Source organism: Synechococcus sp. Nb3U1 (assembly GCF_021533835.1).
In the GTDB taxonomy this organism is placed as follows: Bacteria; Cyanobacteriota; Cyanobacteriia; order Thermostichales; family Thermostichaceae; genus Thermostichus.
Genome location: NZ_JAKFYQ010000004.1, coordinates 1 through 11812, shown reverse-complemented (window position 1 = coordinate 11812; position 11812 = coordinate 1). Strand labels below are relative to the sequence as shown.

Genomic DNA, 11812 nt, shown 5'->3' with positions numbered 1-11812 from the left:
GGGCTAGAGGGATCCGTGAACAGCTATCGCTTGCCATCTTTGTTGCAGTCGCTGTGGGCTGATTTGCCTTTGCCGGAGTGGTTGCCGGCTGCGGGGGAACGGTCTTGGCAGCAGACAGTGGCTGCCCTGGTGCAACTGTGGCAGGAGGTAGGGCAGTTTGGGGTGGTTCTCAGTGGGCCAGTCTCTTGGTTACCTCCTTGGGTAGTATGGGCTGGCCAGGATCCGGCCAGCAAAGATTCCTTGCCACAACTGCCGGTGCGCATCGACACGCTGAAAACCGCCCTGAAACTACGGGATCCGGCCCGAGAAGCCCCCTGGCTGTTTACCCCCGATCTGTCGCCAGAATCGATCTTGACCCCCGGTCAGACGGTGATTCCCCTATTGTCTCGGGATCCGCTGGTACAGGAGCCTTTTTTGCTGGTACTCACCCCTGTTTTTTCGGCAGTAGCCGCCCAAGGGCATCACCCCCATACGCGGCAGGCGGGCATGATGATCTCCTTTGAGCCGGAGGTGGTGCAGCGGGCCTGGCAGAGCTTGGAGCAGCGGGTTCAGCAGGGCCGACCGGATCGGTTGCCCTTGTGGCAGAGCTTAGCCAAGCAATATCCGCTGATGGATCCCCATGTACGGGTTTTGGCACGGTTTAGCAGTTTATTGCTCTTGGGGAACTTGGCAGAGTTGGGATCCCAGCCCGCTTGCTTGCCCCCGGCCAAGACGGAGCTAGAGGCTTCCCCAGAACCCAGAGCATCCACAGAAGATGTGGAGCAGCGGATGGCGACCCCATCCCCCTCCCAGCCTGCTTCCCTGGACTCCTCCGCCCATGACTTGTCTTCGGGTCAGCAGAGCGGCCTATCTGAGGCGGAACTGTTGCGGGCTCTGATTCACGAGGTGCAAACCCCCCTCAGTACCATTCGCACCCTGGCTAGCTTGATTTTGAAACAGCCCGATCTCCCCCCACGGGTGCGGGACTATGCCGAGAAGATCGACCGCGAGTGTACCGAGCAAATCAACCGCTTCGGCTTGTTCTTCCAAGCTACCGAAACGGTGATGCCTGCCGCCAAGGCACGGGAGGGGCGCCGGTTACAGTTGGAGCCGATTGCCTTGGTGGATTTGGTGCGACAAAACCTACCCCGCTGGCAGGAGCAGGTGGAACGACGGGGATCCCAGTTTGATCTGGAGATTTCCGATGAGTTGCCGGATGTGGTCAGCGATCCGAAGGCGTTGGAAGCGGTACTGTTTGGCATGATCGACCGCATCGCCCGCAGTACACCGGCTGGCAGCCATATTCGCGCCCAACTGGTCAGCGCTGGGGATTTGGTCAAACTCCAGTTTCAGGTGGATACTCCAGAGGGCGGGATCCCTGCTACCGCCACAGAACTCAGATCCCCACAGGCCATTGGTCAATTGTTGGTATTGCAACCGGATACGGGCGCGGTCAGCCTCAGCATTCCGGTCACCCAAACCCTGTTTCGAGCCTTAGGGGGCTATTTAACCGTGCGCCATCGCGCCCATCAGGGGGAGATCCTCAACATCTACTTGCCCCGTCAGATCTAAACCTCTGGGCTGGGATCCCGACAAAAGTGGCGGATCAGAGGGGAGATGTGGCTAGGATCGATCTGCTAGATCAAGGGCTAGGTAATCGAGAGATGGTTGTCCATGCCAAGAGTCAGGAAAGGTGTTGAACAAGCGCGAGAGCCAGAGTCCGCATGGGGAGCTGAGGAGGGAGGGGATCCCTTGACAACACCTTCAGCCATGACACGCTCTTCGCGGCAGCTCTCTACCTTGTTACACGAGGTGCGCAATCCCTTGACCGCCTTAAATACCTTGGCCAAGTTGTTGCAGAAACGCCTGCCCCCAGAGGATCGCAACCACTGGATTGGCCTCAGCATTGAACAGGAGTGCAAGCATTTACAGGATTTGCTGCTGGAATTTGAGCGCTCGGATGGGATCCCGGCCCCCCTGCAGGTACAGCCTCTCTCTCTAGGCAATTTGCTGCGGGAGTGGATCCCGGTGTATCAAGCTGTGGCCGAAACTCAGGGACACCACTTTCAAGCGGAGATCCCCTCGCACCTGCCTTTGATCCAGGTGGATCCACGGGCGTTGCGGCAGATCCTGGACAATCTGATCGACAATGCCTGCAAGTACACCCCTAGCCCTGGCCAAATTCAGTTGAGGGTTGAGCTGCAACCCGACACCGCTCCCACGATGGTGGAAGTGTCCATTTGCGATAGCGGCCCCGGCATTCACCCCGAGAATCTGGAGCGTATTTTTGCTCCCTTTTTTCGGGCGGATCCCTCCAAGCCAGGGCAGGGATTAGGGCTGGCCATCAGCCGCGATCTTGCCACTCAGATGGGGGGGCGGCTAGAGGTGGAGAGTTCTACTCAGGGATCCTGTTTTCACCTGAGCTTACCCCTGGCTTAGGGAACCAAGGGAACCAAACAGATCAATCGGCAATCAGTAGGAGCTACGTTATGCCCTCCACCCCCCCAAGACCCACAGAGCCATCTGGTGCGACCGCACCGGCACGGGTCATGTTAGTGGACGATGAACCGGGTTTACGGGATGCGGTACAAGCCTACCTAGAAGACAGCGGGTTTGAGGTGATCCCTGCTGCCCATCCTCAGCAGGCTCTGCAATTGCTTAGCACCACTCAGCCCCAACTGATCATCTCCGACATCATGATGCCGGGCATTGACGGCTATCAATTTTTGGCGCAGTTGCGGCAGCTAGAGCCCTATAGCCATCTACCTGTGGTGTTTCTAACTGCCAAGGGCATGACCGCTGATCGCATTCAGGGATATCGGGCCGGGGTCGATGCCTATTTGCCCAAGCCCTTCGATCCTGAGGAGCTGGTGGCCATCGTCTCCAATCTGCTTGAGCGCTCCCGGTCAGCCAATCCTTCGGAGATAGTAGCGCGGGAGCTAGCCTCAATTCGCGCCTTGCTGTCGGAGCGGGCCTCAGTTTTGGATAGTTCCCCTCATCCCCCTGCCTCTACTCCCTTGCCCCCGCCGATCAAGGTGGAGTTTACGCCGCGAGAACAGCAGGTGTTGGAGAAGGTAGCAGAAGGACTCATGAACAAAGAGATTGCCAAACAACTGCAAACCAGCGTGCGCAATGTAGAGAAATACGTGACCCGGTTGCTGAACAAAACTGGTACCAGCAGCCGCACAGAGTTGGTTCGCTACGCCCTTACCTATGGTCTCATCAGCTTCTGAATCGGGCTCGGCACTGGCGTTGGATCACCCCTTAGCGGCATCATGAAAACAAGGGATCCACAGAACAGGACAACAATGGACATTCAACTGGGCCATAATCGGCAGGTCAGACGGGCTTATGGGCTGGATGAGATTGCCCTGGCTCCGGGCAGGCGGACGCTGGATCCCAGTTTGGTGGATACCCACTTCACATTGGGAGGGATCCAACGGCAAATCCCGATTATCGCCAGCGCCATGGATGGTGTGGTAGATGTCAAAATGGCCATCCTACTCTCGGAACTGGGAGCGTTTGGGGTGCTCAACCTGGATGGGATCCAAACCCGCTACGCGGATCCAGATGAGGTGTTGGACAAGATCGCCGCTGTGGGCAAAGACGAATTTGTACCCCTGATGCAGCGCCTCTACAGCGAACCTGTCAAAGCGGCCCTGATCCAAGAGCGCATCCAGCAAATTAAAACCAGCGGTGGAATTGCGGCTGCCAGTAGTGTGCCCGCCAATGCCGCTCAATATGGCCCTTTGGTTGCCGAAGCTGGTGGAGATCTGTTTTTTGTGCAAGCCACGGTGGTTTCTATTCACCACAAAGCCCCAGCAGGGCTAGATTTGCTGGATCTGGCCCAGTTTTGTCACTCGATGCCGATTCCGGTAGTGGTGGGTAACTGCGTCACCTACGATGTCACCCTAGAACTGATGCAAGCGGGAGCCGCTGGTGTACTGGTGGGCATTGGCCCTGGTGCCGCTTGCACTTCCCGTGGAGTCTTGGGGGTAGGGGTGCCTCAAGCCACTGCTGTAGCTGATTGTGCAGCGGCGCGGGAGCAGTTCTTGGCCCAGACGGGTACCTATGTTCCCGTGATTGCCGATGGCGGATTGGTAACCGGTGGAGATATTTGCAAAGCCATTGCCTGTGGTGCCGATGCGGTGATGATTGGATCCCCCTTGGCCCGTGCCAAAGAAGCTCCTGGTCGCGGTTTTCACTGGGGAATGGCCACTCCCAGCCCCGTATTGCCCCGTGGCACTCGTATTCAGGTGGGATCCACCGGCACGTTGGAAGAGATCTTGCGTGGCCCCGCCCGTCTGGACGATGGCACCCATAACCTCTTGGGCGCACTGCGCACCAGCATGGCTACCCTGGGTGCTGCCAATCTCAAGGAAATGCAGCAGGTGGACATTTGTATTGCTCCCTCCCTGCTTACAGAAGGCAAGGTTTATCAGAAAGCCCAAAGCCTGGGTATGGGGAAATAGCCTCACAACGGATGCTAGACTCAATAAACTGGGATTCCTCGCTTGGGCGGTTAGCTCAGCGGTAGAGCGCCTGCCTTACAAGCAGGATGTCACTGGTTCAAATCCAGTACCGCCCATCTTTTTTTCTCAGTCGCCTAAGCGTTGCGTAGCAACAAGCTTCTAGCTTGATGGGGGCTTTTTCTGTCCCTGACTAGCTTTGGGGGCTCCATCGGCAGACGGAGCTGGATTGAGAGCTAATGGGTAACTAAGCGGCCTAACAACCCCAACGCAGCGGGCTGGTGAAAGCTGCGGAGTCCCATATGAAGCATCTTTGTGCTCCAACAAGAGGGAGAAATCGTTGAAATGGCTTGCCATGCAAGCTTTTGATCCTTATCGGGATGACAGGATTCGAACCTGCGACCCCTTCGTCCCGAACGAAGTGCGCTACCAAGCTGCGCTACATCCCGATGAGTAGCTCATCATAGCATCATACCAAAGCAGGGTGAGGCTACACGAGTCTTGCTCTAGCGATATGCTCAAAAGATCTAACCCATCTGGAGACCAGGCATACATCCGATTGCAACCATTCTCACTGCCCTTGCAAAACCGGGATCCGTTCACTGGGGCTGGCTTGAGGCTGGGGTTGGCCCTGTTGCAGTTGTCGGATCATCTCCGGTACCACCTGATAGAGATCCCCGACGATGCCGTAATGGGCAAATTTAAAGATGGGGGCAGAACTGTCTTTATTAATGGCGATGATGGTTTGAGATTTATCCATGCCGACGCGGTGTTGGATCGCCCCAGAAATACCGCAAGCGATATAGATCTGTGGACGTACAGTTTTGCCAGTTTGACCCACCTGGTGAGCATAAGGGATCCAGCCAGAATCCACTGCTTTGCGGGAGGAACCGACGGCGCTGTTGGGAAAACAAGCTGCAAGCTGCTCCATCAACTCAAACCCTTCTGGCGAACCCAACCCATAGCCGCCCGAGACGATTACCTCCGCCCGCGTTAGATCGATCGCCTGGGAAAGATTGCGCACAGTCTCGACAATCTGCAAACTCAAGTCGCTAGGATCCAATTGAACCGGCACCTGAAAGACCTCGCCCCGACGGGATCCATTCCAAGCCAGCGGCACCATTACCCCCGGACGTACCGTAGCCATTTGTGGGTTTTTCCAGGGGCCAAGAATACGCGCCTTCAGGGATTCCCCGAAGCTGGGCCGAATCGCATACAAGCAATTGGGGAAGAGACCAGACTTGCTCGGGTCTTTGCTGTTGGAATACTCGAAGGGGCCAATATCCAGCTCGGTGCAATCGGCTGTCAAGCCAGTTTCCAAATAGGCAGCCAACCGGGGGGCTAAGTCCCGACCCGTGGTGGTGGATCCCAGCAGGATGATGTGGGGAGGCTGTGGCCAGCTTTTGATCAAGTCGGTAATCACCCGACGATAGGGCAACGTGCGGTATTGAGCCAGTTCGGGATGATCCGCCAAAAACACTTCATCGGCTCCATGGCCAATCAGGGTTGACGACAGGTGGGCAATATTGGATCCCAGAACCAGCGCACTCAGGGTGGCCCCTAATTTATCAGCTAGCAAACGACCCGAGCCCAACAGCTCCAGACCAATCGGCTGCAATTCCCCGTTCACCTGCTCGGCGAAGATCAAAACCCGCTTCTGAACCATAGAACTGCAACTCCCACAAGGATAGATATTGGACTGGATGGCTTTGATTGAACAAGATTTAACAACAATGAACCCAATGAACCTTCCGACTATCCTGCTCCTATGTAGCTGGAGATGGAGGCGGCCTCCCTCAGGCTTTTCACCAAGCTAGGAACCGATTGTCCTTGAAAGACTTGGCAATTGCCGCCAATTTCTCCCACTTTTTCCGTAGCCGCCACGATGGTCGGGGATCCCTTCAGACCACAGCGTTCCGGATCCGCGCCCACATCGTCCAAATTGATGATTTGAATTACCTCAGCCCGCGCCGCTTCGTCCCGCATCAGATGTTGTACCCGTCGGGCACCTCGCAGGGTTTGGTAGGCCAGGCGTTGGGCAGAATTGGCAACCGTCACCAGAGCTGGTAGGGACACCGTCACCGTTTGGGATCCCCCTTCAATCGCCCGCCGCGCCAGGAGAATGCCATCCCGAATCTCGAAGGCCTCGCAGTAGGTTACCTGCGGGATCCCGAGCCGCTCCGCCAGTTGGGGCCCTACTTGGGCCGTGTCACCGTCGGTGGTCTGTAAGCCACAGAAGATCAAATCCGGGGAGCCCGCGTAACGTACCGTCTGCGCTAGGGTATAGGCCGTAGCCAAGGTGTCCGATGCCGCCAGTCGGCGATCTGTCATCAAAATGCCCCGATCCGCCCCATGGGCAATGGCTTCGTAGAGAATTTCCATCGCGGGCGGGGGCCCCATAGTGATGGCGGTTACCCTAGCTCCATGTTGCCGCTTGGTTTGTAAGGCCGCTTCTAGGGCATAGCGATCGAAAGGGTTCAACATACGCTTGGCTTTGGCCCGATCGATGGTGCCATCGCTGTTGATGCCCGCTTTCGAACTTTGATCCGGAACCTGCTTGATCAGGACAAAACTTTCCAAGGGTAAGCGCCCCCACAGTGACCCCCTCTAGGCTAGAAGGGATCCCTGAGCAACATCGGCTTATTCAGCTTTTTTTCGGGATCAGAGCCAGAGGATGCGTTCAAGCCCGAATCAATTGTTTTTGAACAGAGGTATTGGCCACCACCCGCCCACGATGAAGGACAATCCGCCGTTCACTTCCATCTGCGAGAGCATCCGTCAAATGCCGCCCTTGAATAACCAACAGCTCAGCAGGAGAGCCGGGAGCCAAAGTCATCTCTGGCAAGCCCATCGCCTTGCGAGCTGCACGAGAACACAGATCCCAAACATGCTCAGGCGTGAAGTGGGCCACCATCCCCAAAACCGTTGCCGTCTCCACCGGATCAAAACGGCCATAGGGAAAGAACAGATCCCGAACATTGTCGGCTCCAGCAGCCACCACCACCCCGGCTGCTTCTAGTTTGGCGATGGCAGTTACCCCCCGTGGAGGCGCAACCGGCTGATCCCATCCGAAGTAAAACAAGCTGGTCAAAGGCATCGTGGTAACCGCTATCCCCGCCTCGGCCACTTCAGCCGCCACCTTCTCCTGGACAGCCTCCGGTTGGGTCGCCAAACTGATGCAATGGCTAGCCACAACGTTTTTCACTCCGTATTCCTGAACCAGCCGCACCATTTCCGGTAGATAGAAAAAGTCAGGATCCACAGTTTGATCCGTATGCAGATCCAGAGGCAAGCCACTGCGAGCCGCCGCCACCACCGAAACTCGAGTGGTCTCAACAGGATCCGGAGCCAAGTCTGGACTGCCCCCCACCACATCCATCAAGCCTTCTTCAATACCTTCCTCCAGGAGGGCGCGATGTTCCGCTCCTTCATCCCCCACCAGCGGATGAGCAATCAAGCCCACGATCTGCAAATCCACCAGATCCCGGTATTGCTCTTTCACATCCTTGAGTGCCCGCAACCCCCGCAAGCCCACACCCGAGCCAATGTCAACATGACTGCGAATCGCTGTCACTCCGCGTATCACCATGGCTTCTACCGATTCACTAGCCCGTTGCACTAGATCTTCGTGGGTTAAGGTGGGCCAAATGTGATGCCAATCTGCCACGGCAGCCGCCAAATCTACAGGCATAGCGGGCACAAGGCGAGAAGATAAAGCCTTATCCAGGTGGGCATGAGGCTCGGCTGCGGCTGGTAAGATCACCATTCCTGTACAATCGATTTTTTCATCTTCTGGGAAAAGTGCGACAGAGCCTACTGCTGCAATCACTCCACCAACGGGATCCACAGCAACACCGGCTGGTGTTCCATCGGCAAGTACACCATTCACTAGAACCAACCTGGATTTTTTCATGCTCCAATATTCCTGAGAAGGGCTTACGCTTTTACAACAGATGCCTCAATTTTGCTGCGAATATATTCTCCAGCTCTCACAGCTTCATAGCGCGGTGGATTGCTCTCACTTTGGCAAGTCGGCAAACACTCAATCCAAGCATCTGCCCGTGGCCCTGTGAAATAAACCAGGGAAAGTCGCCGGGTGGATCCCGAGAGATTTCTGGGTGGGTTAATAACTCGATGCAGCGTGGAACGCCAACGATCATTGGTCCAACGGGCGATCAAATCCCCAACATTGATGACAAAAGAGTTGGGCAAAGGTTTCACATCCACCCACTCCCCAGATCGTAAACACACCTGTAGCCCACCTGGGGCCTGATCCTGCAACAGAATCGTGAGACCCCCATAGTCAGAATGTGCGCCGTATCGAAGTTGCCCTGGTAAAGGTTTCTCCTGTTGATCCGGGTAGTGAACAGCTCGCAACACTCCTCCATTGGGTTCTAGGAAGGGGAGGAAATACTCTTCTGGCAAATCTAAAGCCAAGGCACTGATACGCATTAAGGTATGGCTGAGGCCCAACAAAGCCTGACTAAAGTTCAAAAAAGATGCTCTTAAAACAGCGGGATCCATCGGCCAAAGATTGCCAGAATCTGGATCGATGCCGACTTGAAATCGATCAGGATTTTCTCTAACCAAATTGACAAACATTAATGCTTCACACAAATCCGGTGGAGTTTGTTCATTTCGTGTGGCAGCCACGCTATCAATTCCTAAAGGAATATAGCCTCGATTGGCCATACGATCCGGAAGGGTTGCCTCTAGTTTTTTCTCCAAAGAAAGATCAAAGAAGGCTATTGCCTGCCGATAAGTCTCTTGGGATAGAGTTTCAGGGATCCCATGCCCGGTAATCACCACAAACCCTATTTCTTCTAACGCTTTGCCAAACTCACGAGCAACCCCGGCCTTGTCCATTTCATTCAAAAAAGGGGCGATATCGACGCAGGGGATCACGCAAGGGATCCCTTGAGCGGCAGAAAGCATGGGAGTTTGCGTAACAGTCTCAGGCATAACCCAGAAATTGAGGTAGGCTTCCAGATGAACACGCTATGGGAGAAGCCACTTAGGTTTTGTGCCGACAGATACAATAACGATTTGCTTGCAATGCAAGAATCGTGCCGCTTCGAGAATAGTACGGGAGCAGTAGAGCTATGAAACGGTTTACTTTGCCCGAGAATCCTGCGAGCCATAATCTCTCTAGGTTTCTCAAGCTCTGTTCAAACGCAGGCCTCGAAAAGCTAGGGCTCCTGCTACTGTTTTTAACAATATTGCTCAACAGCCGGATCGCTCCAGTTCTGAGTGAAGTCAAACCCGATATTGCCGGCATGAAGCTGGCACTTATCCTCGGTGGATCCGCCAACGATGGATCTTGGAATGAAGCAGGAGCTGAAGGGGCAGCAGAGCTGAAGGACTTAGGTGTTGAAGTCGTGATTCTCGAGCAAATTCCCGATCCAGACGCTGAGCGGGTAATCCGTCAATATGCGGAACAAGATTTTGATCTGATTATTGGGCATTCTTTTAATCATCAGGATGCTATTTTTGCCGTTGCTGAGGAATTTCCAGATGTCAATTTCGCGTGGGAAGCGGGAATTGGAAGATTTAGCGAAAATGTTGCCGACTACGACCAACCTTTTTTCGAAGCAGCCTACTTAGCAGGGATCCTGGCTGGAGATCTTTCCTCCACAGGTCAATTGGGGGCTCTCTACGGCTTTGAAATTCCGGTTTGCAAAGCGATGGGCAATGCCTTTTTATTAGGAGCTCAGCAGGTCAATCCAGAGGCTAGCCTTACCGATGTTGGCGTTGGGGATTGGTATGATGTGGGCCGAGCTAAAGAAGCTGCTCTGGCTCAAGCGGAAACTGGTGTAGACTTTTGGATTGGTTGTGGCCAAGGGCCAACCTGGGCATCCATTGAAGCTGCTAAGGAAGTGGATGGATTTGGAATTGGCTATGTGCGGGATATGACTGACATTGGGCCAGAGGTGGTGGTTGCCAGCATTGTTTGGAATACCGAGCCTCTCTTCCGACAAATGCTAATCGATATTAAATCCGATAACTATGCGAATAAATATTATGCCTTAGGCGTTTCTGAAAATGTAATTCAGTTATCTATTAATCCCAACTTTCAAACCCAAATTAGCCCTGAAGCCCTAACTCTTTATGAAGAGACCCAGGAAAAGATGATTGCTGGCGAACTGGAGGTTCCTTTCCAGCCAGACTGAGGATGGGATGAGTTCTCACTTCTACACTCCTTCAAGGGCACAAGTTCAAGGGTACAAGCATTGTTGTAGGCAACCCGCACCAGAGCTGTATCTATGCTTCCCGACTCTGAGATGCTCTTTGAAGATGGATGGATTGGGAAACTACTGGCAGCTGCAACTCAACCACCACAGGTTCCCTGGCGGTCTTTTCGGTTTCTTTACCAAACAGATGCACCTCCCGAAAGCTGCCGGCGCTAGCATAACCATTACGTCCCATCCAGGTAAATAGAGCTGTGATCGCCAGACCCACATCCCACAGGGAACCCGTGTGAATAACGCAGGCCATTTGATCCACTGCTGGTAGTGAGGCCAGTTGTATGGGATCCCTGAAAGTCAACCCCGGGCGCGGCTGCACCGGGATCCCGAACTCCATATCCACATCGGTTTCGGTGTATTCCACGAAGTGGTAGAGCACCATCTCCGGCCCACAGGGTTGCAAATGCTGTTTATCCAGCCAAGCATAGAGTTCATCTGAGGCTCCGCAACGGTAGGCAGGCATATCCATCAGGGTGGGCACAACCCGCCGAATCGAGGCGAGCACCCTCTCCGGTACAGCACGCAGCACCACCTCATAGGGAGAAACCACAGCCTCAGTTTCCAGCTGGGCCAAACGTGAGGCCACCCGTTGCAAGCGGATTTGGGTCTCTGCCACCTGTTGGCTAAGTTCTGCTTGCTTGAGGGCCAACATCTCCTTCAGTTGCCCTGGGGCGAGATCTGTTTGCAGCGCCGTCTCAATTTGTTCCAAGGACAGCCCCAGATCCTTAAGAGCCAGGATGCGATGCAAACGCGGCAACTGCTCCAGGCTGTAGTAACGATATTCGGAGTCGGGATCCACATAGGCGGGTTTGATCAGCCCCATCTGGTCATAGTGACGCAACATTCGGACTGAAACCTGACCGAGCCGGGAAAAATCGCCAATCTTGAGCATGGAACCGAAGGTGATTACGGGATCCCACTAACCTACTGTCCTTCCAGAGCAGGATAGATCCAAAGTTCCTATTAGATTGTTGCCTGAAACCGTAGTTCTATCTTTGCAAGGGATCCCCACCTCAATTCCTGCGATTATGGGTGATTTGTCGTGAACTACTCCCGACGCTCATGCTGTGCCTAGGGCAGGCTTGTGCCAACGCATAGAGCGCGGGCTTCTTTCCGAGC

10 protein-coding genes and 2 tRNA genes are annotated in these 11812 nt (G+C 54.7%); 6 read left to right on the top strand and 6 right to left on the bottom strand.

The annotated features are described in order from the left end of the window. The first annotated feature begins 15 nt into the window (after positions 1-15). From L1047_RS16105 to L1047_RS16085, 5 genes are all read left to right on the top strand, one after another. Positions 16-1551 carry a sensor histidine kinase gene (locus L1047_RS16105; RefSeq protein WP_235280115.1) on the top strand — a complete coding sequence of 512 codons (1536 nt, stop codon included), beginning with the start codon at positions 16-18 and terminating at the stop codon, positions 1549-1551. Between the two features lie 180 nt (positions 1552-1731). Continuing rightward, positions 1732-2418, top strand: a complete 687-nt coding sequence (locus L1047_RS16100) for a sensor histidine kinase (RefSeq protein ID WP_235280114.1) — start codon at positions 1732-1734, stop codon at positions 2416-2418. Positions 2419-2468: 50 nt separating this feature from the next. Next, the gene (locus L1047_RS16095; protein WP_235280113.1) at positions 2469-3212 is read left to right on the top strand and encodes a response regulator transcription factor; all 744 of its coding nucleotides are present in this window, start codon (positions 2469-2471) and stop codon (positions 3210-3212) included. Positions 3213-3287: 75 nt separating this feature from the next. Further along, complete coding sequence (locus L1047_RS16090; protein WP_235280112.1) at positions 3288-4451, top strand: GuaB3 family IMP dehydrogenase-related protein; 1164 nt, start codon at positions 3288-3290, stop codon at positions 4449-4451. A 44-nt stretch (positions 4452-4495) separates the two neighbouring features. Further along, positions 4496-4567 (top strand) — tRNA-Val (locus tag L1047_RS16085). 256 nt (positions 4568-4823) lie between these two features. Here the strand turns inward: L1047_RS16085 and L1047_RS16080 are convergent. The 5 genes from L1047_RS16080 to L1047_RS16060 all read right to left on the bottom strand — a co-directional run bounded on the left by L1047_RS16080 (position 4824) and on the right by L1047_RS16060 (position 9410). Further along, positions 4824-4897: transfer RNA gene (locus L1047_RS16080), tRNA-Pro, on the bottom strand. Between the two features lie 122 nt (positions 4898-5019). Next, the gene (locus tag L1047_RS16075) at positions 5020-6114 is read right to left on the bottom strand and encodes an electron transfer flavoprotein subunit alpha/FixB family protein (RefSeq protein WP_235280111.1); all 1095 of its coding nucleotides are present in this window, start codon (positions 6112-6114) and stop codon (positions 5020-5022) included. An 89-nt stretch (positions 6115-6203) separates the two neighbouring features. Further along, a complete protein-coding gene (locus L1047_RS16070) occupies positions 6204-7028 on the bottom strand; it encodes an electron transfer flavoprotein subunit beta/FixA family protein (RefSeq protein WP_235280110.1) in 825 nt (274 codons plus the stop codon). 100 nt (positions 7029-7128) lie between these two features. Further along, positions 7129-8361 (bottom strand): amidohydrolase family protein, encoded by a 1233-nt coding sequence (locus L1047_RS16065; RefSeq protein ID WP_235280109.1) that lies wholly within the window; start codon positions 8359-8361, stop codon positions 7129-7131. 23 nt (positions 8362-8384) lie between these two features. Next, positions 8385-9410, bottom strand: coding sequence for an isopenicillin N synthase family dioxygenase (locus L1047_RS16060; protein ID WP_235280108.1), 1026 nt, complete (start codon positions 9408-9410; stop codon positions 8385-8387). A 140-nt stretch (positions 9411-9550) separates the two neighbouring features. On the opposite strand from L1047_RS16060, the gene L1047_RS16055 reads away from it, so the two are divergent. Beyond that, complete coding sequence (locus L1047_RS16055) at positions 9551-10618, top strand: BMP family protein (RefSeq protein WP_235280107.1); 1068 nt, start codon at positions 9551-9553, stop codon at positions 10616-10618. 91 nt (positions 10619-10709) lie between these two features. Here the strand turns inward: L1047_RS16055 and L1047_RS16050 are convergent, their stop codons facing one another. Beyond that, on the bottom strand, positions 10710-11585 hold the full coding sequence (locus tag L1047_RS16050; RefSeq protein ID WP_268836745.1) for a MerR family transcriptional regulator: 876 nt from the start codon (positions 11583-11585) through the stop codon (positions 10710-10712). Positions 11586-11812: the final 227 nt, after the last annotated feature.

Excerpts from the sequence above, each read along its gene's own strand:
- L1047_RS16050 (WP_268836745.1), bottom strand. The coding sequence starts at position 11,585 with ATGCTCAAGATTGGCGATTTTTCCCGGCTCGGTCAGGTTTCAGTCCGA.
- L1047_RS16075 (WP_235280111.1), bottom strand. The coding sequence starts at position 6,114 with ATGGTTCAGAAGCGGGTTTTGATCTTCGCCGAGCAGGTGAACGGGGAA.
- L1047_RS16055 (WP_235280107.1), top strand. The coding sequence starts at position 9,551 with ATGAAACGGTTTACTTTGCCCGAGAATCCTGCGAGCCATAATCTCTCT.
- L1047_RS16065 (WP_235280109.1), bottom strand. The coding sequence starts at position 8,361 with ATGAAAAAATCCAGGTTGGTTCTAGTGAATGGTGTACTTGCCGATGGA.
- L1047_RS16090 (WP_235280112.1), top strand. The coding sequence starts at position 3,288 with ATGGACATTCAACTGGGCCATAATCGGCAGGTCAGACGGGCTTATGGG.
- L1047_RS16060 (WP_235280108.1), bottom strand. The coding sequence starts at position 9,410 with ATGCCTGAGACTGTTACGCAAACTCCCATGCTTTCTGCCGCTCAAGGG.
- L1047_RS16095 (WP_235280113.1), top strand. The coding sequence starts at position 2,469 with ATGCCCTCCACCCCCCCAAGACCCACAGAGCCATCTGGTGCGACCGCA.